The organism is candidate division KSB1 bacterium, assembly GCA_034506335.1.
In the GTDB taxonomy this organism is placed as follows: Bacteria; Zhuqueibacterota; Zhuqueibacteria; order JANLFK01; family Oleimicrobiaceae; genus Oleimicrobium.
The window spans coordinates 18,312-42,380 of record JAPDPR010000030.1; the positions used below are offsets into that span (position 1 = coordinate 18,312).

At 61.9% G+C, this 24,069-nt stretch carries 21 protein-coding genes; 5 read left to right on the forward strand and 16 right to left on the reverse strand.

All coding sequences use genetic code 11. From position 1 onward, the window contains the following. Positions 1-78: 78 nt before the first annotated feature. The 16 genes from ONB25_09715 to sucC form a co-directional block, all read right to left on the reverse strand. A complete protein-coding gene (locus ONB25_09715; GenBank protein ID MDZ7393153.1) occupies positions 79-216 on the reverse strand; it encodes a hypothetical protein in 138 nt (45 codons plus the stop codon). Between the two features lie 25 nt (positions 217-241). Next, positions 242-2,074 (reverse strand): hydrogenase iron-sulfur subunit, encoded by a 1,833-nt coding sequence (locus ONB25_09720; GenBank protein MDZ7393154.1) that lies wholly within the window; start codon positions 2,072-2,074, stop codon positions 242-244. Positions 2,075-2,089: 15 nt separating this feature from the next. Next, complete coding sequence (locus tag ONB25_09725; protein MDZ7393155.1) at positions 2,090-2,686, reverse strand: FAD-dependent oxidoreductase; 597 nt, start codon at positions 2,684-2,686, stop codon at positions 2,090-2,092. A gap of 52 nt (positions 2,687-2,738) precedes the next feature. Beyond that, positions 2,739-3,461 (reverse strand): hypothetical protein, encoded by a 723-nt coding sequence (locus tag ONB25_09730; GenBank protein ID MDZ7393156.1) that lies wholly within the window; start codon positions 3,459-3,461, stop codon positions 2,739-2,741. 114 nt (positions 3,462-3,575) lie between these two features. Then, on the reverse strand, positions 3,576-4,712 hold the full coding sequence (locus ONB25_09735; GenBank protein MDZ7393157.1) for a (Fe-S)-binding protein: 1,137 nt from the start codon (positions 4,710-4,712) through the stop codon (positions 3,576-3,578). Further along, positions 4,713-5,144, reverse strand: coding sequence for a hydrogenase iron-sulfur subunit (locus ONB25_09740; protein ID MDZ7393158.1), 432 nt, complete (start codon positions 5,142-5,144; stop codon positions 4,713-4,715). Beyond that, positions 5,144-7,999: an FAD-dependent oxidoreductase gene (locus tag ONB25_09745; GenBank protein MDZ7393159.1), complete on the reverse strand. Its 2,856-nt coding sequence runs from the start codon at positions 7,997-7,999 to the stop codon at positions 5,144-5,146. Before ONB25_09745 ends, ONB25_09740 begins: the two co-directional genes overlap by 1 nt. A 15-nt stretch (positions 8,000-8,014) precedes the next feature. Continuing rightward, the gene (locus tag ONB25_09750) at positions 8,015-8,182 is read right to left on the reverse strand and encodes an FAD-dependent oxidoreductase (GenBank protein ID MDZ7393160.1); all 168 of its coding nucleotides are present in this window, start codon (positions 8,180-8,182) and stop codon (positions 8,015-8,017) included. Positions 8,183-8,188: 6 nt separating this feature from the next. Then, complete coding sequence (locus ONB25_09755) at positions 8,189-9,073, reverse strand: CoB--CoM heterodisulfide reductase iron-sulfur subunit B family protein (protein MDZ7393161.1); 885 nt, start codon at positions 9,071-9,073, stop codon at positions 8,189-8,191. Positions 9,074-9,079: 6 nt separating this feature from the next. Further along, positions 9,080-9,535 (reverse strand): 4Fe-4S dicluster domain-containing protein, encoded by a 456-nt coding sequence (locus ONB25_09760; GenBank protein ID MDZ7393162.1) that lies wholly within the window; start codon positions 9,533-9,535, stop codon positions 9,080-9,082. A gap of 4 nt (positions 9,536-9,539) precedes the next feature. After that, the gene (locus ONB25_09765; GenBank protein ID MDZ7393163.1) at positions 9,540-10,151 is read right to left on the reverse strand and encodes a 2-oxoacid:acceptor oxidoreductase family protein; all 612 of its coding nucleotides are present in this window, start codon (positions 10,149-10,151) and stop codon (positions 9,540-9,542) included. A gap of 31 nt (positions 10,152-10,182) precedes the next feature. Continuing rightward, the gene (locus ONB25_09770) at positions 10,183-11,103 is read right to left on the reverse strand and encodes a 2-oxoacid:ferredoxin oxidoreductase subunit beta (GenBank protein ID MDZ7393164.1); all 921 of its coding nucleotides are present in this window, start codon (positions 11,101-11,103) and stop codon (positions 10,183-10,185) included. Continuing rightward, a complete protein-coding gene (locus tag ONB25_09775; protein MDZ7393165.1) occupies positions 11,100-12,257 on the reverse strand; it encodes a 2-oxoacid:acceptor oxidoreductase subunit alpha in 1,158 nt (385 codons plus the stop codon). Before ONB25_09775 ends, ONB25_09770 begins: the two co-directional genes overlap by 4 nt. Positions 12,258-12,304: 47 nt before the next feature. Continuing rightward, positions 12,305-12,586: a 4Fe-4S binding protein gene (locus tag ONB25_09780; GenBank protein MDZ7393166.1), complete on the reverse strand. Its 282-nt coding sequence runs from the start codon at positions 12,584-12,586 to the stop codon at positions 12,305-12,307. Positions 12,587-12,609: 23 nt separating this feature from the next. Next, positions 12,610-13,485 (reverse strand): succinate--CoA ligase subunit alpha, encoded by an 876-nt coding sequence (sucD, locus tag ONB25_09785; GenBank protein MDZ7393167.1) that lies wholly within the window; start codon positions 13,483-13,485, stop codon positions 12,610-12,612. 39 nt (positions 13,486-13,524) lie between these two features. Next, positions 13,525-14,685 (reverse strand): ADP-forming succinate--CoA ligase subunit beta, encoded by a 1,161-nt coding sequence (sucC, locus tag ONB25_09790; GenBank protein ID MDZ7393168.1) that lies wholly within the window; start codon positions 14,683-14,685, stop codon positions 13,525-13,527. A gap of 612 nt (positions 14,686-15,297) precedes the next feature. On the opposite strand from sucC, the gene ONB25_09795 reads away from it, so the two are divergent. The 5 genes from ONB25_09795 to ONB25_09815 form a co-directional block, all read left to right on the forward strand. Further along, positions 15,298-16,500, forward strand: coding sequence for an ATP-dependent 6-phosphofructokinase (locus ONB25_09795; GenBank protein MDZ7393169.1), 1,203 nt, complete (start codon positions 15,298-15,300; stop codon positions 16,498-16,500). A gap of 507 nt (positions 16,501-17,007) precedes the next feature. Beyond that, positions 17,008-20,376, forward strand: a complete 3,369-nt coding sequence (locus ONB25_09800) for a helicase-related protein (protein MDZ7393170.1) — start codon at positions 17,008-17,010, stop codon at positions 20,374-20,376. Then, entirely contained in the window at positions 20,376-20,711 is a 336-nt protein-coding gene (locus tag ONB25_09805; protein ID MDZ7393171.1) for a nucleotidyltransferase domain-containing protein, read from the forward strand. The genes ONB25_09800 and ONB25_09805 overlap by 1 nt, the downstream gene beginning before the upstream one ends. Then, complete coding sequence (locus ONB25_09810; protein ID MDZ7393172.1) at positions 20,698-21,105, forward strand: HEPN domain-containing protein; 408 nt, start codon at positions 20,698-20,700, stop codon at positions 21,103-21,105. Before ONB25_09805 ends, ONB25_09810 begins: the two co-directional genes overlap by 14 nt. Further along, positions 21,102-24,069, forward strand: a 2,968-nt coding sequence (locus ONB25_09815; protein ID MDZ7393173.1) for a DUF559 domain-containing protein, incomplete at its 3' end; no start/stop codon positions are given. The genes ONB25_09810 and ONB25_09815, both read left to right, overlap by 4 nt.

The window sequence follows — 24,069 nt, forward strand, 5'->3', positions numbered from 1 at the left end:
AAAGCGGTAGGTCTGTCTTGTCCTCACCAGCCCCGCCCCAGGCGGCACCCCTCTGGAGAACCAGGGTCTGCCGAGGCTCTACTTGCTCTCCTCCTTGATCCGGCGCACGCTGTTACTATGGCACTTGGGACAGGCGCGTTCCTCGGTCACTTTCGGGTCATAGGGAGCCGTAAATTCATGTCCGCAGCGCAGACACTTGAATTTGGCTTCCGCCATAGCTGGGGCGTTCACCTCCTTGTGGTCATGTTGAGGCGGCGGCCACTGCAGTCTCCCGCTTCAGCGGCTCATAGTCCTTGAGGATCTCCATGGTTTGGCGGATTTCCTCTGCAGTCACCTTTTGGCGCAGCTCTTCCAATTCGCGCATCACGCGGGCGAACTTTTGTCCCTCGGCCGCGCTGATCCACTCCAGCTGGAGTCGCTCCGGGCGGATGCCCTTCTTTTCCAGCTTGTCCCAGAGTCGCTCCACCCGCCGCTGCGTCCACTGCACGGCGTTGATGTAGTGGCAGTCAGCAAAGTGGCATCCGGAGACCAACACGATGGGCGCGCCGAGTTTGAATCCGTACCAGACAAACTTTTCGTCCACCCGGCCGCTGCACATGGTGCGAATCAGTCGCACGCTCGGCGGATACTGCAGCCGAGCCGTGCCCGCATTGTCGCCGCCCGCGTACGAACACCAGTTGCAGGCGAATGCCAGAATCTTCTGCTCCGGCTTCTCCGCCAGGATGGCCTCAATCTGCGCCAGAATCTGCTCATCGCGGAAGTGGCGCATGGAGATGGCATCCTCCGGGCACTCCGCCGCGCATGCGCCACACCCGGCACACGCCGCCTCGATGAATACGGGATATTGGCCCTTCTTGCGGTCAGGTGGGATGATGGCGTGGTAGGGGCAGACCCTGCTGCACAGGCCACAGAAGCTGCACCGCGAGGGGTCAAGCATCGAGGTGATGGCCTCGATGGTCACCTGGCCGGCATTCAAGAGGATGCCCGCTCTGGCAGCGGCTGCACCGGCCTGGGTGACGCTGTCCTTGATATCCTTGGGGGCCTCCACGCAACCGGCAAAGAAGACCCCCTGCGTGGGCGCATCCACCGGCTTGAGCTTGGGGTGGGACTCGAGCAGGAAGCCATCGGCGGTGTTGGAAAGAGTGAGTAGCTTCTGCAGCTCTTTTTGCTCCGGGCGCGCCTGCAGCCCTACCGCCAGCACCACCATCTCCAGCTCGTGTTCCTCCACCTTGCCGGTCATGGTGTTTTCCACTAGCAGCAGCAAGTTCTTGGTGACCGGATCTTCATAGATATCGCCGGGGATGCCGCGGATGTATTGCACGCCCTCCTCTTTGCTCCGCCGATACATCTCCTCGAAGCCCTTGCCGAACGCACGCATGTCCATGTAAAAGACCTTGCACTGCACGTCGGGGTAGTGGTCTTTAAGCAAGAGGGTGTCTTTAACTGTGTTCATGCAGCAGATGTTGCTGCAGTAGCGGTTGCCGCGTTTAGTGGCCCGCGAGCCCACGCACTGGATGAAGCCCACCGTCTTCGGGAGACGACGATCCGTGGGACGGATGAAGTGACCTGCGGTAGGGCCTCCGGCGCAAATGAGGCGCTCGAACTCCATGCTGGTGATCACATTTTCAAAGCGGGTGTAGCCAAACTCATCCAGCGGCCGCGGGTCGTACACCTCAAGACCCGTGGCCACGATGATTGCTCCCACCTCCCGCTCCACGATCTCATCCTGCATGTCATAGTCGATGCACTTTTTGGCGCAGGCCTTGGAGCACTTGCCGCAGGCGATGGGATTGGTGCCGAGGCAATGACTCATGTCCAGGATGTAGGCCGAGGGCACCGCCTGGGCAAAAGGCATGTAGATGGCCTTGCGGGAAGAAAACCCCTGCTGGTATTCGTCTGGCACCACCACCGGGCAGACCTTGGCGCACTCGCCGCAGGCGTTGCACTCGTCCGCCCGCACGTAGCGCGCCTTCTTGCGGATCTTGACCCTGAAGTTGCCGACGAAGCCGCTGACTTCCTCGACCTCGCTAAAGGTAAACAGCTCGATTTTGGGATGTCGACCGACATCCATCATCTTCGGGCCGAGGATTCATATGGCGCAGTCCATGGTGGGGTAGATCTTGTCCAAGGCAGCCATGATGCCACCGATGGACGGCTCTTTCTCCACCAAATAGACCTGGTGCCCGCCGTCGGCCAGGTCAAGGGCCGCCTGAATGCCGGCCACACCGCCGCCGATCACCAGTGCAGCCTTGGTCACCGGGTAGACCGGTTCCCGCTGCGGCTCCAAGAAACGTGCCCGATACACGGCGCTCCGCACCAGGTCTTTGGCCTTCTCCGTAGCCGCCTGGCGATCGTACTGATGCACCCAGCTGCAGTGCTCCCGGATGTTGGCCATCTCGAAGAGGTACTTGTTCAGCCCAGCCTCCTCGACGCAGGTGCGGAAGGTTGGCTCGTGAATCTTGGGCGTGCAGGAGGCGACCACCACCCGCTCCAACTTGTGCTCGGCAATGGCACGCTTGATCTCATTCTGCCCGGGGTCGGCGCAGGTGTAGGTGTTGCGGATGACGGCCACCACGCCCGGCAACGTCTTGGCGTACTCTGCCACCGCGGCCGTATCCACAGATCCGGCAATGTTCAGGCCGCAGTCGCACACAAACACGCCGATGCGCGGAAGGGCTTCTCCCATCGCAGTACTCCCGCATCATAGTTGGGATGGCCCCCCGGCCATCCCACCGTGGTCACTTCCTTTTGCCCCCACCTCCTATCTTGAACCGAACGTACGGTCCAGTGATCCCCACGTCCGGGCCGCCGGTAATCTCGATCTCCTCTGCCGACCAGCCAGAGGTCACCGGACAGAGGTTATAGCCAAGCTCCAACCCCAGCACAAGTCCTCCTACGCCCTCTTCATCCCGCTGCGTGACTATGAAGTAGTCAACCCCAAGGGCCACATTGACCAAGAGCACTGCTTTCGAGAGATGTGTGCTTCTATTGGGCTGTTGGAGAATCTGCTCGAAAGCGGGCGGCTGCTTCTCGGTGATTGACAGTTCGATGCCTCCACCACCTATGCCGAACATGGGGTAGACCTTCAGACTGCTCTGAGGGGTGAGAAGGTAGCCCACATTGAAGAAGCCGATGCCGGCAGTCAACTCGGTCTTGTACGGCACGTTACGCACGATGACGTCATAGGACTTGCTGATCAATGCGTGCCCCTGCCCCCCGATGACCAAGCGGTTAATGAACGCATGGCCACCCCCGCCCATGCTCATGACCCGGTCGGAGAGTTCTGGATAGCCAAAAGCCCTCAAGCGCGTGTTGAGCTTTTCCACATCCACGGTGCTCGCGCCAATGTAGAAGCATCCTTGCCCCGTACCCTTGTGCTCACGCGCATTGGTTACACCTACGGAGCACACCGCAATCAGCAGCATCGCACAGAGAATCTTGACACTCCTGCCCTTCCTCATGGTGTACCTCCATTCTGTTGGTGAGAAGCATCACTGCGCGGCGTCGACCGGCCAAGGTTCCTGCTACCTCGACAGCGAGCCTGCGCCCATCATGAGGCGAAGAACGCCTCACCTTTACACTCCCTCAGCCACTACTGTGCTCAAGTCCCGCACTTCGATCTTTGCCTCCTCCGGAAAGTCCTGGCTCTTCATGGCGCAGGTAAAGTGGATGTAGCACTTGGGGCAACTGGTCACCATGAGGTCTGCGCCGACGGAACGGGCGCTGGTCAGCCGCGCCGTCTGGATAGCCTTGGAATGACGGTCGCAGCTCATCCACGCGCTGGTGCCGCAGCAGACGGCCGTTTCGCCGTGTTTGGTCATTTCCCGCAGCTCCAAGCCCTGCAAGGCGCGGAGCACTACCCGTGGCGCATCGTAGACGCCCAGATGACGGCCCAGACGACAGGGATCCTGGTAGGTGACCACCCGCTTTGCAGGGACCTGCAGTTGTCCAAGGGCATCGAGCTGGGGCGCCAAGTACTCGGACAAGTGCGCCACCTCAAAGCCCAGTGGGCCCACAAGCACCGGGTAGTCGAGCTTGAAGGTGCGATAGCATTCTGCGCAGGTAAAGACTACCATCTTCGCTCCGGCTTCGCGGATCGCCTGCACGTTGTGGGTTGCGAGCTGCTTGACGTGCTCCACGCTGCCGGTCCAGTACAGATCGTGGCCGCAGCAACGCTCGTTCTTCAGCAGCACGGGGGTTATGTTCATTTTGTTGAGGAGCTTCACCGCGCTGCGGGCGATGCCGAGGGTATCGATGCCAAGGTTACTGAAGAAGGCGTCGAAATAGGGTAGACAGCCTACGAAGTAGAGCACCTCGCCCCGCTCCGCCACTTTGAGGTCGCCTCTCACCCACTCCATGCGGTTTTGCTGCAGGGCCGGGGCAGTCATGATCTTCATCAAAGACTGCAGGGCGCCCCCGTGGGAGCAGGTGGGCTCTCTACCGTCCCGCGTGGCGAGTATGCGGAGCCGGCGCGTGAACTCGCTGTACCGGACGTCCACCGGACAGCGCACGCTGCACATGCCACAGGTGAGGCAGCGCCACAGTCGATCATCGCGCATCAGATCCTCGGCCGAGGCCTCCAAGAAGGTGCTGATCGTAGAACGCGGGGAAAAAGTTCGGTCAAAGCGCGAAACTGGGCAGTTGCTGGTGCACTTGCCGCACTCGAGGCAGTCCAGAACGTTTGTCCCCTTGGCTACGCTGTCCAGCTCCATCTACTTTCTCCCATTGCGCGACAGCGGGCTTGGCCCAAGGCGCGTAATCTGGTCGACGAATTCGTTGATGAGCTTGGCCCAGCGCACACCCTCGGCAGCCGACACCCACTCCAGGCGCAGCCGCTCCTCCTCCAAACCGAGCAGGCGAACAAGCCTTTTCGCCTTCTCAAACTGCTCCACGGCCCGGTAGTTGCCGAAGAGGTAGTGGCAATCGCCGAAGTGGCACCCCGACACCAGGACGCCATCGGCGCCCAGTTCGAACGCCTTCAGGATGTGAGCCGGGCTCACGCGCCCCGAGCACATGGTTTTGATGATGCGAAATTGGGGCGAATACTGGATGCGATTGACACCGGCGTTGTCGGCCCCTGCGTAGCTGCACCAGTTGCACGCGAAGGCAACGATCTTCGGTTGGAATTGCTGCGGCTCGCTCATCACGCCACCTCTTCCAGCAGCATGGCCTCCAGCATGGCCTCAATCTGCGCGTCAGTAAAGTGCCGTGCCTTGATGGCATCGCTTGGGCACCAGGAGGCGCAGGTGCCGCACCCTTTACACAGCGCCTCGTTGATGCGCGCCACCCGCGCGCCAGAGGGGAGCACATAGAGCTCCGGCGCGTGGAACTGGCAGATGGACACACAGGTGCCGCACGCGCGGCAGCGCTCTTCCAGCACTGTACAGGTGGTGGCATCCAGGGAGACCTGGTCGCGGCTCATCAGGATGCTGGCCTTGGCTGCGGCCGCAGCCGCTTGGGACAGCGCATCACCCACACCCTTTGGCCCCTGCACGCACCCCGCGACAAAGATGCCCTCACTGGTGGTCTCCACCGGCCCAAGCTTGGGGTGGCGTTCCAGCACAAAGCCATCCGGGCCACACGGCACCTTGAGCATTTCGCGGAACTTCGAGGTATCGGGCTCGCGAGGGACCAGTCCTGCCGCCAGCACCACCAGGTCCACATCAGTCTCCACCGTGTCACGCAACATGGCATCGAAAGCGCGCACGTGGCACCCCTGCGCCAGAGGGACCACTTCCGGTGGCCGCCCATCCGGCACGCGCACAAAGATCACCCCTTCGCCACGGGCTTGGCGATAGGCCTCCTCGCCGCCGTGGCTGGCGGTGCGCATGTCGCGGTAGAACACCACTACCTCTGCACCCATCCGGCGCAACTGCCGTGCCTGCCGCACGGTGGTCCCACAGCAAATGCGCGAGCAGTTCGGGTTCTTGTCCGGATTCCGCGAGCCCACGCACTGGATGAACGCGACCCGCTCTACCCGCCTCCCCCCTACGAAGAGATCCGCATCACCTCCGGCAAGCGCATGCTCCAGCTCGTAGTTAGTCATCACCGCGTGAGTCTGTCCGTAGGCGAACTCTTCCGCCGGTTGATAGGGCTGAGCGCCAATGGCCAGAATGAGCGCGCCGGCTCGCAGGAGGCCGCGCGTGGTGGTCACCTCAAAGTTCCCCACAAAGCCCGTCACCTGGGTGACCTGGACGCTGGTCATCACGTGCACATCACTGGCCTGAAGCTGAGCAAGCTTGCGCTCGAGCAGGGTTCGAGCCGGCAGCTCATGAGGAGCCAAGAAGGCCAGCTCGCGAAGGCGCCCGCCCAGCTCGTCTTCTTTCTCCACGAGGTAGACGGGAAAGCCCTGCGCGTCAAGGCGCAGCGCCGCCTCAATGCCGGCGATGCCGCCGCCAATCACCACCACAGCCCGCTCGATGGAGATCTGTCGCTTCTCTAGCGGCTCCAAGCGATGGGCACGCGCCACGCCCATGCGAATCTGATCGCGGGCGCGCAACGTGGCCCGCTCCGGCTCCTGGCTGTGCACCCAACTGCACTGGTCACGCACGTTGACCATCTCGAAGAGGTAAGGATTGAACCCGATCAGCCGCAACGACTCCTGAAAGATGGGCTCGTGCGTACGCGGTGTGCAGGCTGCCACCACCACCCGGGTGAGCCCCTTTTCTACCACCCGCTCCTGAATCAGCTTCTGTCCGGCGTCAGAGCAGAGGAAGAGGTTATCCTCCACGTGGACCACGCCCGGCAATTCTCGCACATAGTCGGCCACACTACGCACATCCACCACGCCTGCGATGTTCACCCCGCAGTGACAGAGAAACACACCGACACGCGGCGGCCCATCAGTGTTCAGCGGCGGGATCTCCTGCTTGACCTCCTCCACGCGGCACGCTGCCACGTAGCGTTGGGCTGCAGCTGCTGCGCCACTGCCCTGGGCCACTGAGTCCGGGATGTCCTCCGGCCCGCGGGCGCACCCACAGAGGAAGATCCCCTCCCTTGTAGTGGATAGCGGCTCACCGTTCTCCTCGACCACCTTGAAAAAGCCGCTTTCGTCCAACTCTATCCCCAGCGTCTCGGCCAGACGCGCAGTACCCTCCGCCGGCACCGCCGCTGATGCCAGGACCACCATGTCGGCCACTACCTTGTCCGGTTTGCCTGCAAAGGTGTCCTCCACAAAGATGTGGAGCTCGCCGGTCTGGGCATCGCGCACAATCTTCGACGGCTTGCCGCGGAAGTACCTGATGTAGTCGTGCTCCTTGGAGCGGTTGAAGAAGCTCTCGTACCCCTTGCCGAAGGCGCGAATGTCCGAATAGAAGATGGTCACCTGCTCGATCCCTGGTTCGTGCTCTTTGGCCAGCATAGCGTTTTTCACCGAGTTCATGCAACAGAACCGGGAGCAGTACTGGCAATCCCTTTCTCCGCGCACGCCGACGCACTGCACAAAGGCGAGCCGTTTGGGTGGCTTGCGGTCCGAGGGGCGGATGATACGCCCGCGCGTGGGGCCGGAAGCGTTGAGCATGCGCTCAAATTCGATGCCAGTCATCACTTCGGGCGAGACGCTGTAGCCATAGGTCTTCATCGCGTACGGGTCAAACACCTCAAAACCTGTGGCCACAATCACCGCGCCCACTGGCACCTCCACATCCTGCACCTGCATGTCATAGTCGATGGCCTGTCGCTCACAGGCGCGGCGGCATCGCTCACAGACGATGAGGCGATCGTTCAGGCAGTTTTCCCGGTCGATGATGTAGGCGCTGGGCACAGCCTGGGCAAAAGGCGAGTAGATGGCCTTGCGCGCCCCTAAACCCACGTCGAACTCATTGGGCACCACCACCGGACAGACCTCACTGCACTTGCCGCAGCCGGTGCATCGCGACTGGTCCACGTACCGCGGGTAACAGCGCACGGTGGCGGTAAAGTCGCCAGCGCTTCCGCGCAGGGCCACCACCTCGGCATTGGTGTACAGCGTTATGTTCGGATGCCGACCGGCATCCATCATCTTCGGGCCCAGGATTCAGATGGAGCAGTCCATGGTGGGAAAGGTCTTGTCCAGTTGGGCCATGTGCCCACCCAGACTGGGCGCCCTCTCCACCAGGTAGACGCGGACCCGCGCATTTGCCAGGTCCAACGCCGCTTGAATCCCGGCAATCCCGCCGCCTATGACCAGAACGCCCTTCTCCATCTCCCCTCACTGTGCTGCAATCTTTACCAGAAGCGGCTCCACCTTGACCTTGTGACGATGGAAACCCATCTCCTGGGCACTTTTTCCCTGCGCCAGTCCAAGGAGTTGGAAGTAGTACACCACCGGCAGCTCGAAAAGAGTGCCGAACTTGCGCGCGAGTTTGAACTGACCAAGGTCATACTCGTCGAAACAGGTGGGGCAGATCAGCCCCATGCAGTCCACGCCCAGCGCCTTGACGGAGGCGAGCACGTCGCGTGTCATCTGCGCCGGAATTTCCTCGTCCTCGCACGCCTTTCCGCAGCAAAGCAAGCGCTCTTCGTGATCCACCGGCTCGGCACCGGTGGCACGCACTAAGCTCTCGAGTATCTGTGGCCTGTCTGGGTCATCCACCCGCATGATCTTGCTGGGCTTGAGCAGGTGGCACCCGTAGTGAATGGCCACTCGCACCCCGGAAAGCGGGCGCGTGACGCTGGCCGCCACGCGGTCAAGGCCCACATCGTCGCGCAACACGGTCACGATGTGGCGCACCGACGTGGTCCCCTTGAACTCCCGCCCGATACGCCGCAGCCGCTCGTTGACCTTTTCGCGCAAGGCTCCATCGTGCGTGAGCAGATGATTGACCTCCGACAGGGTCGCCGTGCACCCGCTGCACATGGTCACGATGGGCAGGCCCGCCTCCTCGGCCAGCGTGAGGTTACGCGCGGCGATGCTCAGCCACGCCATCTTGTCCGAGGCCTTGAAGTAGATGGGGTCCGGGCAGCAAGTAAACCCCTGCACGTCCACCAGTTCGATGCCCAGCGCCGGCACGGTTTTGCGCACCGCCGCCTCAAACTGGGGGTACTTGACCCCAATCATGCACCCGAAAAAAGGGATGTAGCGCAACGCAGGCATTGGCGCCTACATGAGCTCCCTGAGTTCCTCCACCGGCACACGAGGCAGAGGGGGCAGCCCCAGCTCAGCACGCATGCGTTCGGTGGCGCTGGTCACGCTGGCCGTCAGACCCTGCTCCTTCACACTGTTGACCATTGAGGCCACCTTCTGGGGGGCATGCTCCTTCGCGCGCGCGAGGTTTTTCAGCGCGATGATTACCTCTACCGGGCGCACGTCCTGGGGGCAGCGCTCGTAGCAGTTGTAACAGTTGGTGCAGAGCCAGATGACCGAGTCCTCGCCGAGCAGCTCCTCCTCCAACCCCATGATGCTCTTGAGCATGATCATGCGCGGGTTGAAGCGCGGCGAGTAGCGCGCCGCCGGGCAGTCCCCCACGCACGCGCCACATTGGAAACAGTAACTGTGCATCTCGCCGCCCAGCACGGCGTTGAGCTTGTCGCGGAATCCAAACGCGATAGTAGGCATCAGGCTACTCCTTTGCCGCGGCCTTGCGCTTCCGTGGTGACCCGGCACCAGATGCCGCCCTCTGCTCCCCCCTGCTCGCCAATAGCTTCATCCCGTACTCGTAACCAGTCTCAAACGCCTTGCGATTGATCTCCTCGGTGCCCTTGGGAATGGAACTGAGCACCGCCTTCTCCATCGCCTCCTTGCTCACGGTGTTGGTCACGGCGGTGAAAAAGCCCAGCATGACGATGTTAAGCACAATCCTCCTGCCCAGCTGCTCTGCCAAGCGGGTGGCCGGCACGGCGTACATGCGGATGTTGTCCCGGGGCGGCTTGGCCTTGACCAAGTCCTCCTCGATGAGGAGCAGCCCATTGGGGTCCAATTCCGGCTCGAACTTGGTATAGGCCTCTTGCGACATGGCGATGAGAATGTTGGGCGTGCGAATGTAGGGGTAATGGATGGGCTCGTCCGAACAGATAACCTGGGCGCTGCAGGCACTGCCACGTGCCTCAGGGCCAAAACTCTGCGTGAGCGTGGCATGCTTCTTCTCAAAAATCGCGGTGGCCTTCCCGATGATGTAGCCGGCCAGGATGACTCCCTGCCCACCGTAGCCTGATACTCTGATCTCCGTGCGCATGGCGCGTGACTCCTTAGGTCGTGAGGCGGCCTCAGGCCGCTTTGGACTCGTCACTCTGAGCCGTCGCCGAAAACGCCCCCTGGTAGGGCACGAAGGCCTCTCCCAGCACCTTCTTCATGTGCTCGTTGTACGCCTCAAGAAACGTGGGACGCGTGGTGTCCACAAACTTGCCCACGATGATCTTTTGCTGAAAACCGATGTCCAGGTCCTTCGGATCTGCCCCGTGCCTGATTTCGCAATTGTCGTGGTAGAACTTCATCAAGTCCAAGCCGGTCCCCAGCCGGTTGCGCCGCGCGTAGAGGGTGGAGCATGGAGCAATTACCTCCACCACCGAGAAACCGGGCTTGAGCAGGGCCTCGGTCATCGCCCTGGTGAGGCGGCGGATATGGAGGGCTGTCCACCGCGCCACATAGACCGCCCCGCACGAGGCAGCCAGCAGAGGAATGTTGAAGGGCCGCTCAAAGTTCCCATAGGGCGAGGTTGAGCAGTTGGCCATCACCGGCGTGGTCGGACCTACTTGCCCACCGGTCATGGCGTAAATAAAGTTGTTCACGCAGATCACGGTGATGTCCATGTTTCGCCGTGCCGCGTGGATGAAATGGTTACCGCCAATGGCAATCAGGTCTCCATCGCCGCTGAACACGACCACCTTGAGCTCCGGATTGGCCAGCTTCAGCCCGGTGGCAAATGCAATTGCTCTCCCGTGCGTGGTGTGAAATGAGTCCAGCTTGACATAACCTGCCACCCTGCCGCTACAGCCAATCCCTGACACGACCGCCACTTTGTCCAGAGGCAGACCAGATTCCTTTAGGGCGTTGAGGAAGCACGCCACCGAGGTGCCTATGCCGCACGTAGGACACCAGATGTGCGGGATGCGATCCATGCGCAGGAATGGTTCCAAGGGGTGTTCGTGGCGCAGCTCGGGTTCGTGTACAACCGCTCCTTGCGTCATCGGGCCGCCTCCTCTATCACCTTGAGAATCTCCGAAGGTTCATGCACTCCGCCACCGCCGTGCGGAACCTGGTAACACGGCACTTTGCCATGCGCGCAGCGCTCCACTTCCAGGATTATCTGCCCAAAGTTGATCTCCGGCACCACAAAGGCCTTCACTTTTTCGGCAAGCTGGGCGATGCGCCGTTCCGGAAATGGCCACACCGTGACCAGCTTCAGGTCGCCGACCCTGATCCCCTCCTTGCGCGCCTCCGCTAAGGCAGCCTGCACCACTCGATTGGTAATGCCGTAGGAAACCACAACTACGTCGGCCTTATCGGTGCCATGCTCTTCGACGCGCACGATCTTGTCGGCGTTCTTGCGGATCTTGTCCACCAGGCGCCGCACCAGCTTGTTCTGCGCTTCGGCGCTCATCACCGGGTAGCCGCGCTCATCGTGAGTGAGGCCGGTACTGTGGATGCGGTAGCCATCACCGGCCTTGATGATTTCAGGTACCAGGTCCTCACAGGGTTCGTAGGGCAAGTACTGGCCCGGAGGTTTCTTGGTGTAGCGACGGGGTACCAGCTCGATCTCGTCGGCCTCCGGAATGACCACCTTTTCGGTCATGTGCCCCACACACTCATCCATCATCACAAGCACGGGCACGCGGTATTGCTCGGATAGATTAAACGCTTGGATGGTGAGGTCGAACGCCTCCTGGGGCGAGTTGGGGCAGAGGGCGATGATTTCATAGTCGCCGTGGGAACCCCAGCGAGCCTGCATCATATCCGCCTGCCCCACCATGGTGGGCAGGCCGGTCGACGGACCGCCGCGCTGCACGTTCACCACCACACAGGGCGTCTCCATCATGGCGGCCAGGCCGATGTTTTCCATCATCAGCGAAAACCCAGGCCCGGAGGTGACGGTCATCGCCTTGGCCCCTCCCCAGGCTGCCCCCACCACCGCCGCCATGGAGCCCAGCTCGTCTTCCATCTGAATGAAGATGCCGCCCACGTGCGGGAAGCGTTCCGCAATGCGTTCGGCCACTTCGGTGGACGGCGTGATGGGGTAGCCGGCAAAGAAGCGGCACCCTGCCGCCAATGCCCCCTCTGCACATGCGTGGTCGCCGTCCAGGTAGTGCTCGCCGGTCAGTACTCCTCTCGGGTCGGCCTTCACCGCTGTCCTCCTGCAATTGTCTTCTCCGGCCACCACGCGCGCCCTGGCTACGTGGTAGTCTCCTCGGCCCCCTCTTCCAACAGGACGCTAAAGATCGCAAACTCCGGGCAAATGGATTCGCAAAGGTCGCAGTTGACGCATTCGCCCGGTTTCTTCACGTACGGCGGGTGATAGCCCTTGGAGTTGAACTCAGCGGACAGCTCCAACACATCTTTGGGGCAGTATTCCACACAGAATCCGCACCCTTTACACCGCTCCTTGACGATGTAGACTGCCCCGCGCGGGACTTTCATCTTATCGGCATCTAAGGGCACGCGCCAGAACTGCATCCTTCCACCTCCTTGCACCAGGCTCAGTGTCCCAGCACCTGGGCCACCGTTTTGCCGATGGTGGCCGGGCTCTCGCACACGGTGACGCCCGCTTCGCGCAGTGCCGCCATCTTCTCCGCCGCAGTACCTTTGCCGCCGGCGATGATGGCCCCGGCATGTCCCATGCGCCTGCCTGGGGGCGCCGTACGCCCGGCAATGAAGCTGATGACCGGTTTGCTCATGCTTGTCTTCACAAAGGCGGCTGCCTCCTCCTCGGCCGTGCCGCCGATCTCACCGATGAGCACCACCGCATCGGTCTCTGGATCCTCCTCAAAAAGGCGCAAGGCATCCACAAAGGTGGTGCCAATGATGGGATCGCCCCCTATGCCAATACAGGTGGACTGGCCAATACCCAGGCTGGTCAGCTGCCAAACCGCCTCGTAGGTGAGCGTACCGCTGCGCGACACAACACCCACACGTCCTTCTCTGTGAATGGCCCCGGGCATGATGCCCAGTTTGCATTTACCCGGCGAAATGACCCCTGGGCAATTGGGACCCACCAGGCGCGTCTTGCGCCCTTGCAGGAACTGGTACACCTTCAGCATGTCCAGCGTGGGGATCCCCTCCGTGATGCAGACCACCAGCTCCAGCCCTGCGTCGGCTGCCTCCATGATGGCATCGGCCGAAAAGGCAGCCGGAACAAAGATTACCGACGCATTGGCCCCCTCCTTTTCCACTGCCTCGCGCACGGTGTCGAAAACCGGCACCTTCCCTTCCCACACCTGGCCGCCCTTGTCCGGAGTTACGCCTGCCACGATGTTGGTGCCGTACTCAAGCATTTGACGGGCATGAAAACTGCCCTCGCCTCCAGTAATCCCCTGCACCACTACCCGAGTGCTCTTATCTACCAGGATGCTCAATGCTGGTCCTCCCTGCTCTGCGTCTTCTCGCCGCTCTCTTCAATTCCGCATGACCTCGACCACCTTCTGCGCCGCCTCCGCGAAGCTGGTGGCCACCGCGAAGTTGAGTCCGGACGTGGCCAGCAACTCCGCGGCCTCCTTGGCGTTGGTCCCTTCCAGACGCACCACCAGCGGCACCCTGAGGTCGATCTTGCGCGCTGCCTCGATCACGCCCCTTGCCACGCGATCGCAGCGTACGATGCCGCCGAAGATGTTGATCAAGACCGCCTTCACCTTCTTGTCGGACAGCAGGATGCGGAAGCCGTTTTCCACCGTCTCCGCCGAGGCCCCGCCACCCACGTCCAGGAAGTTTGCCGGTTCGGCACCCGCCAGCTTGATGATGTCCATCGTGGCCATGGCGAGGCCTGCCCCGTTGACCATGCACCCCACCGTTCCGTCCAGGCGGATGTAGTTGAGGTCGTATTTGGTCGCCTCCACCTCCAATGGGTCTTCTTCATCCAAGTCGCGCAGCGCGAGCAAATCGGGATGACGGTACAGGGCGTTGTCATCCAGATTAATCTTTGCATCCAGCGCGAGCACCCGACCGTCGGTGGTCACTACCAGCGGGTTGATCTCCGCAAGGGAGCAGTCGTAGGTCATGTAGGCACTGGCTAGTGCGGTGAAGAAGCGCACCGCGTTCTTCAGCTGCTCCCCGTGCAAGCCTAAGCCGAAGGCTAACTTGCGCGCCTGGAACGGCTGCATGCCCACGCTGCGGTCGAGGTACTCTTTCAGGATCTTCTCCGGGCTTTCGGCCGCCACTTTCTCGATTTCCACCCCGCCTTCAGTGCTGGCCATGAACACGAGCGCGTTGCGCGCCCGATCCAACACGATACCCGCGTAGAGCTCCTGCGCAATGTCCAGTGCCTGTTCCACCAGTACCTTCCGCACCACCTTGCCTTCAGGCCCGGTCTGATGGGTGACCAGTGTCATGCCTAGCATCTTCGCCGCGGTAGCGCCCGCTTCGGTCCGCGGCACAACTCGTACCCCCCCTCCTTTTCCCCTCCCTCCTGCGTGAATCTGCGCCTTGACCACGACTTTGTCGCCGCCGATCTCATCGGCGATGCGCTGCGCCTCCTCCGCGGCAAAGGCCACGCCACCAGCCGGCACGGCCACCCCGCTCTTCTTCAACAACTCCTTGGCCTGGTACTCGTGAATCTTCATCCGTCCTCCGTCTGTCCTGCGACGCCCTCACCTGTTCCGAACCGCCATCCGAAAGTAGAAAAGCCAATCAGCGTGCAAAGGTTCCGCTCCTGCGGACACGCTAATTGGCTTGTAGCGTACCACTCCCACCTTCTGACCGGGTCGTCATGCTGCTTCGACCCATCAGGCTGACTTAGCTTCTGGGGCATCCCGCTCCTGATCTGCTTAGCACCGCAGTCTCATGAGCCACGCAGATACAGCACCAAAGCTCGCCCGCCCCACTCCTTTACCCCGTGCCAGAGTCTCGGCTTCGGAACCCCGCTTCCATGAGGCGGCAAAGGACCTCGCTTTATTATAACAATTCATTTTACAAATGTCAAGATAAAAATGAAGGAGCTTCAGCGAAGAGCAAACAGGCTCCGGCTCAATTCCATCGCGCCACTCCATCGGCAAAAGAGCACGCCTGGCTGTCCCTACGGATGAGGACAGCCTGAGATCCTCGAACGCGCTATTTTCTTCTTGAAAATCTGCCGATGTTTGCATATAATTCAAGTCAATGGAAGGGAGAGGCGGCACTGATCGCCGCCCACACGTTGCAGAACACAGAGACTAGCGTGAGGGAGATCGAAAGCCATGAGCAAAACCAGAGGAACTATCGGTATTTTGACTGGAGGTGGAGACGTGCCCGGACTCAACCCCGCCATTCGTGCGGTGACGTTTCGAGCTCTGCGCGAGGGGTATCGGGTCATCGGCATCCGGCGCGGCTGGGCCGGATTGGTGGACATGGTGCGCGATAAAGACGCCGACAACGGCCACAGCTACCAGGTGCTGACCGAGGAAATTGTGGACCGCGCCGGGCGCACCGGCGGCACCTTCTTGCACACCTCCCGCACGCGCCCCAGTCACCTGCCCAAGAGCAATGTACCTGCGCACTTGCGAGACAAGTACCAGGATGAGATCAACGACGTAACAGAAGAAGTGCTCAAGAACCTGGAGTTTCTGGGCATCGACTGCCTGATCCCCATCGGTGGCGACGACACCCTGAGCTATGCGTACCGCCTGCACAAGGAAGGGGTCAAGGTGGTAGCCATCCCCAAGACCATGGACAACGACGTGCCGGGCACCGACTACTGCATCGGCTTTAGCACGTGCGTGACGCGCACCATCGAGCTCACCCACAAGCTGCGCACCACAGCCGGTTCGCACGAGCGCTTCCTGGTCATCGAGGTCTTTGGCCGCTACGCGGGCTTTACCGCCATGCTCCCCACTATGGCAGGTGCTGCCGACCGCTGCGTGATTCCGGAATACCCCTTCGACATCGAGCGCTTGACGGAGCTGCTGGTGGCCGACCGGAAGCATCACCCGAGCAACTACGCGGTGGTCCTGGTCTCCGAAGGTGCTGTGATGACCGACGACAAGGAAATGTGTTTTGAGAGCGAGGAGGCCGACCAATTCGGGCACAAGAAGCTCGGCGGCGTGGGCGATAAGGTTGCGGCGCGCCTCAAGGAGCTTTCGCCCAAGTATAATAACGGTCAGCGCATCAATGTGGTGAACCAACGCCTTGGATACCTGGTACGCTGCGGCGACCCGGACGCCATCGACTCGGTGGTCCCCATGGCCTTCGGCAACCTCGCCCTGGACCTTGTGTTGAGCAAGTCTTTCGGCCGCCTTGTGAGCCTGCGCAACGGCGTGTACGACAATGTGCCGCTGGATGTGGTGTTCACAGGCCGCAAGAAGGTGGTGGATGTGGAGAAGTACTACAACACCGAGCGCCTGCGCCCCAAGTACGAGAGCTTTATGCGGCAGCCGATGTTTATTATGACCAGTGACGTGTAAGCTCAAGAAACGCTTATCGGTAATGGCAAGCCGCCCCACTTTTTGGGGCGGCTTTGGCGTCTTGGGCCCTTGGGGCATTGGGAAAAGTGACCGTGAAAGAGATTGACTTTTTGCCGGTTGTGTGGTATATTTCGAAGAGCTTCCGCGTAAGAGCGCGCATGCGTGTCTTCGCTGAGTGCGGCTGGAGAGCGAGAGCGCTTGCGCGCAATAAAGCGTTCGGCTGCGCAGCGATGAGTGCGGTGAACGCTGATGAGAACGACTCGGACGGCCTCCAGGAGCGCCTAGTGAGATGAACGTCCCACAGGACGGGGGGTCTTCTTGGACGAAGCGGGATTCGCAATGGCGCAATGCGGGTGGAGCACGGAGCGATCGGTTCCGGGCTCAAGGACGAAGACAGGGGCGGCCCTCCATGTGTGGCATGAGCGTCACCTAGGGCCGCGGGGGTAGGCGATGAATTACCTACCGCGTCAAGGACAAGTCATCACGGGGACATTCTTTGCGGAACCCATGCGCGTCGAGAGCGTGCAGCAGCTCACCGAGACCTCGTGGGTTCTGGGTCTGGTAGGGGTGCAAACCGAACGCTTCCGCAAGGTAACCCTCACTGCCAGCGACTTGCAGGGCCTGCGCATCGTCGACTCACACCCCGTTTACCACGGGGATGGGCGTCTCCTCCGCCTGGGACTGCAGGCGATCTCTCTCGGTCTTGCATGGGAGTTTGACCCCTTTTTTGGACTGTCTGTATGCCGAGTCGATCCCTTGCCCCATCAGTTGGAGGCGGTCTACGATTACCTTTTGAAGCTGCCGCGAGTTCGCTTCTTGCTGGCAGATGATGCGGGCGCGGGCAAGACCATCATGGCCGGCTTGCTAATCCGCGAGCTGCAATTGAGAGGGCTTGCGGAGCGGATCCTCATCGTGTGCCCGGCCAACCTAAGTTTTCAGTGGCAGCGCGAGCTCAAGGAAAAGTTCGAAGAAAAGTTTCTTGTCCTGAAAGGCGCCGACATACGCGAGCAGTTCGGCGTCAACCAATGGCTGGAGCAGAAGAAGATCATTGCTTCGCTGGACCTTGCCAAGCGATCTGACATTCTCCCTGGCCTAAGACAGGTGCACTGGGACATTGTGATTGTCGATGAGGCCCACCGCATGTCGGCCTCCGACGAATCGCATAAGAGCCTCCGCTACAAGCTTGGCGAGCTGCTGCGGGACACTTCAGATCATTTGGTGCTCCTCACCGCTACACCGCACAAGGGCGACCCTGTCAATTTCTGTCTCTTCCTGCAGTTGCTCGATCGTGATGCGTATGCTGACGTCCGGTCCATCCAGGAGGCGATGGAGCGCCGGCGGGCCCCGTTCTACCTCCGTCGCACCAAGGAAGCCATGGTCTATTTCCCCGAGCGGAAGGCAGACGGGACGTGGGTAGCAAAGAGGATATTCACCAAGCGCATCCCCCACACCGTTGGATTTGAGATTGACGGCGCGGAATTCGATCTGTATAGGGACATCACCCGCTTCGTGAAGCGCCAAAGCGCCAAGGCGGCCGCGCAAGGCGACGATCCCCGCGCCCGTGCAGTGGGCTTCCTGATGTCCCTCTACCAGCGCAGGCTGGCCTCCAGCACTTATGCCATGCGCCACAGCCTCGAAAACCGCGCCCGCCGCCTTGAAGAAGGTCTAAAAAAGGCCCAGGAACTTGTCAGCCTCGCCCCGCCAGAGCTCCCGGACCCGGAAGAGATCGAGGAGATGGAGGAAAGTGAACGGGAGCACCTGGAGAGGTTGCTCGAAGCCATCACGCTGGCCGGCAATGCGGAGCAGGTGCGAGAGGAGGTCGCCGAACTCCGCCAACTCGCCGCCCAGGCAGAGGCTGTGGAAGACAGCGACTCCGAGGCAAAATTGTCGAAACTGAAAGAGCTGCTCCATAGAGAGGGCTTTTTCGACGACCCAGACAAGCGTCTGCTCATTTTCACCGAGTTCAAGGACACGCTCGACTACCTGGTGGGGAAACTGAAGGGCTGGGGATTCCGCGTCGGCTGCATACATGGCGGCATGAAACCCGGCTCTCGGGACGAGCCGGGCACGCGGCTGTATTCCGAACAGCAGTTCCGCGAAGGCGCAATCCAAGTGCTGGTGGCCACCGAGGCGGCGGGCGAGGGCATCAACCTCCAGGTCTGCAACATCATGTTCAACTACGATATCCCCTGGAACCCCAACCGCCTGGAACAGCGCATGGGGCGCATCCATCGGTACGGCCAGCACAAGGACTGCTTGATCTTCAACTTCGTGGCCACCAACACCATCGAGGGCCGGGTGCTGCAGCGGCTGCTGGAGAAGCTCCAGGCAATCCGCGACGCACTGGACGACGATGCGGTCTTTAACGTCGTTGGCGAAATCCTGCCAGCGGCTCACGTGGAGCGCATCCTGCGGGACTACTACGCCGGTAAACTCGGCGATGCCGACCTGGAGGAGCGCCTACTCGAGAACGTCGATGAGGGCCGCTTCCGCGCCATTTGCCAGAATGCCCTCGAGGGCCTGGCCTCCAAGAAGCTCAATCTGGAGATGCTGATTGAGCGCCGGGCTCGCGCCCAGGAACGCCGCGTCGTGCCGGAGACGGTTGCCCGCTTCATGCGCGAGGCCGCCCCTTATGCTCGGCTTGAGATGAAGGACATCCCCCACCTCCCGCACACGTTTGAGCCAGGCCGCACGCCACTGCTGCTGCGGGAGTATGAACGGGCGGCGGATTGGAAGCTGCCGCCATTGGCCGCACGCTATCCGCGCTGCTCGACCGATCGTGACACGGCCGAAAAGAACAACCTGGAATGGGTTACGCCCGGCCACCCACTTTTCGAAGCCGTGCGCAGGCACACCTGTGCCATGGCCGCCGACGCCTTCAGCAGGGGGGCCTGCTTTTACTCTCTCCAGCACGAGGAGCCGTCGCGCATCGACTTCTACCGCGCCCGCGTGGTGGACGGCCAAGGCCAGGTAGTCCACGAGCGGCTCTTCGCGGTGGAGGTCACTGCAAGTGGCCAGCCTGCGTTGCGTGAGCCGAATGTTCTCAACAACTTCATCCCCGCCGGCCCGCCGGGCGAACTGCCGCCCGTCGCATATCAACCTGAGCCGTTAGCGTGGCTCCAGCAGAACGCCTTGCAGCCGTTCCTGGAAGAGATCCGCAAGGAACGAACCGCTGAGGTGGAACGTATCGCTCGGCACGTTGAGCTGTCGCTGACGGAGCTCATTCAGCGGGCGGACGAGGAGATCGGCAAGGCCCAGGAGGCCATCGACCGGAATGAACCGGGGGCCGAAGGGCGCCTGGTGCAGGCAGAAAACCGCCACGCCGAACTGCTGGCTCGGCGCGATCGCCGTCGCAAAGAACTGGAACAACAGCGGTCGCTCAGCCTCCAGGGTGTGGAACGCATTGCCAGCGCCCTTGTCCTCCCCCACCCGGAACTCCAATCGCCGGAAATTCGGCGGCTCCAGCCCGACGCTAAGACTGAAGCGATCGCCATGCGCGTGGTCATGGAGTACGAACGGGCACAGGGTCGTGAAGTGTATGATGTCCACGAAAGGGACCTCGGCTACGACGTTACCAGCCTTGACCTGCGTTCCGGGGAACTGCGCCTAATCGAGGTCAAGGGGTTAACCCACGCGACCGGGACCATCTTCCTTACCCCCAACGAACGCCGCGTGGCCGAAGACCGCCGGGACTGCTACTGGCTGTACGTCGTCACCAACTGCGGCACTACACCCACGCTGCAGGACCCGGTCAAAGACCCGGCCCGCTTACCCTGGCACGAGGTCACCAAAGTGGACCACTACTGGCTGCAAGTGACCGCGATGACGGGTCCAATGCGGATACAAGACGATTCCTCGCCCTACGGAGGGCACTGATGGAGACGTCTCAGTTCGTCTCGCAGGCCATTCTTGAGGAACTGGTGCGCCGCATCGTTGCGGCCGTGCATCCTAAGCGCATCATCCTCTTCGGCTCTGCTGCTCGTGGTCAGGTAGGCCCACATAGCGACCTGGATCTGCTGGTGGTCATGCCCAACGGAACCCATCGCAGGCGGACCGCGCAGAAAATCCATCAACATTTGGCGGGGATGGGGATAGCCAAAGATGTTGTGGTGGTGACCGAGCGGGACGTTGAACAGTATGGCGACAACCCTTCGCTTGTACTTTGGCCAGCCCTTCGCGAAGGACGGGAGCTCTACCATGCCAAGGAGTAGGTTGACCCCTGGCTCGCCGCAGGACTGCATGGCCCGCGCCAAGGGTGATCTTGCCTTGGCGAGTGCACCCTTACCCCATGGAGGGTTCTACGAAGACCTCTGTTTTCACGCCCAACAGGCCGCGGAAAAGGCCTTGAAAGCCGTCTATGTTACGCGTGGGTGGACATTCCGCTATGTGCACGACCTTGACGAGCTTGTGACCGGGCTCCGACGCCGTGGCATCAGTATCCCGAGTCACGTTCAAGAAGCAGTGTTCCTCACTGGGTACGCCTTTGAGGCGCGCTACCCGGGCCTGACCGAGCCGGTGACGGAGGAGGAATACCGCAAGGCCATTGCCGCGGCCAGGCGCGTGGTCGAATGGGCCGAGAGGATAATCCAAGGAGCGCCCGTATGATTCCTAAGGAATGCAAGCGCCTGGCGGAGGTAGATTTCCCGATTGCCGTGGTGAGCAAGCACGCGGCTCGGGAGAAGTCCATTCGGCATGGGCACCCGTCCACGCTGCACCTGTGGTGGGCGCGGCGGCCCCTGGCCTCCTGCCGTGCGATCCTCCTGGGGCTCTTGCTCCCCGACCCGTGCGATCCGCACTGCCCCAAGGATTTCAAGTCGAAGGCGGCGCAGGTGCTGCTCGATGTGCAGGGGTGGAATACACCAAAACTGCAGGAGCAGGTCAAGTCCGACAAGGGCCTGCGCCAGGCACTCCTGACGTTCATCGGCGATGTGGCCAACTGGGACGTTGCCAACAACCCGCGCTGGATCGGTGCGGCCAGGGAACTGGTCAAGGCCGCGCACCCGGACGAGACGCCCCTCGTCGTGGACCCCTTTGCCGGCGGAGGCTCCATTCCACTCGAGGCCCTGCGCCTGGGCTGCGAGGCCTTCGCAAGCGACCTGAACCCCGTGGCCTGCCTCATCCTCAAGGTCATGCTGGAGGACATCCCCCGCCACGGGCCGCAGCTCGCCGAGGAACTTCGCCGAGTCGGAGCCGAAATCAAGAAGCAGGCCGAAAAGGAACTGGCCGAGTTCTACCCCAAGGACCCTGACGGAGCCACCCCCATCGCCTACCTCTGGGCGCGCACGGTCAAGTGCGAAGCGCCGAACTGCGGCGCCGAGATACCACTTGTGCGCTCCTTCTGGCTCTGCAAGAAGCCCAACCGCAGGCGGGCGCTGCGCTACAAGCTCGTTCGCACCCCCTCGCCCTCTGAAGGAAATCAGAGCAACCCCTTTCCCCCTGGGAGAGACCAGAGCGACCCCTCTCCCTCTGGGACAGAGGAGAACAAGCCCTCTCCCTCTGGGAGAGGGCAGGGTGAGGGCTACCACGGCCCACCCGTGGTGCCGAAGGAACTGCTCGAATTCGCGCGCAACCTGCGTAAACAGCAAACCGACGCAGAGACCAAACTCTGGTGCATGTTGCGAGATCGCCGTTTGGCCGGCGCCAAGTTCCGCCGCCAGCATCCGATTCCTCCGTACGTTGTCGATTTCTACTGCCACGAAGCGAAGTTGGTGGTCGAGGCAGACGGCGGCCAGCATGACGATCAACGCCGGTACGACCAGGAACGAACGCGATTCCTGGAACAACGCGGCCTGCGCGTCCTGCGCTTCTGGAATCACGAGATCCTTACGGAGACGGAGGCGGTTCTTCAGCAGATATGGAATGCCCTCACCCCAACCCTCTCCCAGGGGGAGAGGGAGATGGTGCCGGAGGTCGAGTTCGAGATTTTCGAGCCGAAAAGCGAGAAGGAGGTTCCCGAGGGGACTGTTTCCCGTGCCCGGGCCAGGTGCCTGTGTTGCGGCGCGGTCCTGCCGCCGGAGCGCGTGCGCGCGCAACTGGCGGCTCAGCGCGGCGGAGCGGATGTGGTCTTCGATGCCGACGGCAACCGCAGCGGCGGGGCTCGGCTCTTGGCTGTGGTGACGCTCAATTCGGGCAACCAAGGCCGTAACTACCGCCTGCCCACGGACCGCGATTACCGGGCCGTCTGGAAGGCCCAGAAACGCCTCAAGGCGATTCTGGAGGAGTGGGAGCGCGGCGGCAAGAAGGGACTTTGCCCTGTGCCGGACGAACCGCTACCGCCGGTCGGAACCCTCGGCTTCCGCGTTCAGCGCTACGGCATGCTTCAATGGGGCGACCTCTTCACTGCGCGGCAGAAGGTGGCGCTGGTGACGCTGGCGCGGCTGGTGCGGGAACTCACCGCAGGGACGCAGAGAGCCCAGAGCGAGGCGGTGAGGGAGGGGATGGTGCTGCAAATTACTAAGGGCGCTGATGGCAACAGTGCAGGTTCACGTTGGATGGCAGGATATGAAAACCCTGCCAACACTTTTGGACGTCAGGCGCTCCCTATCGTTTGGGACTTTTGCGAATCTTCCCCCTATGCTGATGCAAGGGGTGTGTTTCTAAGCTCCTTGGGGGCGGTTTGTGACATCGTTAGCTCAATGCAGGATTCTCACACGGGCCAAGTCCACCTCGCCGATGCGACGGAGCATCCCCTGCCCGATGCGGCCGCCACCGTGTGGTTCACCGATCCACCGTACTACGATGCGGTGCCATACGCGGACCTCTCGGACTTTTTCTTCGTCTGGCTGAAGCGCACACTGCCCGGCCATCCGCTCCTGCGCGACCCGTTCGATCCAGCCAATCCACTGACCCCCAAGAGCGCCGAAGCAGTCCAGAACGAACGTTCCACAACCGCCGACGGCCGCCCCAAGGACAAGCACTTCTACGAAGATGCGATGGCCAAGGCCTTCGCCGAGGGCCGGCGCGTGCTCCGCGAAGATGGCGTGGCCTCCGTCGTCTTCGCCCACAAGACGACCGAAGGCTGGGAAGCGCTGCTTTCGGGCATGATCCGCGGCGGCTGGACGATCACCGGCTCCTGGCCCATTGCCACTGAAATGGCTTCGCGCCTACGTGCCCGGGATTCCGCCGCCCTCGCCACCAGCGTCCACCTCGTCTGCCGTCCGCGTCCCGACGATGCGCCCGTGGGCGACTGGGGCGAAGTGCTGCGCGAGCTGCCCAGGCGGGTCGGCGACTGGATGGAGCGGCTCCAGGCCGAGGGCATCCGCGGGGCCGATCTCGTCTTCGCCTGCATAGGCCCGGCACTGGAGATCTTCAGCCGCTACCGCAAGGTCGAGACCGCCGATGGCCGGGAGGTCAAACTGCCTGAGTTTCTGGAGAAGGTCTGGGAGGTCGTGGGCCGCACGGCGTTGGAAAACGTGCTCGGCACCGGGGAGGCCCGCGCGCGGAACGGTGTTGCCGGTGCGCTGGAAGAGGACGCCCGCCTCACGGCGCTCTTCCTCTGGACCCTGCAGTCCTCCAACGGCCCTCAGACCAGCCCTCTCCCAGAGGGCGAAGGTGACGATAACGAACCCG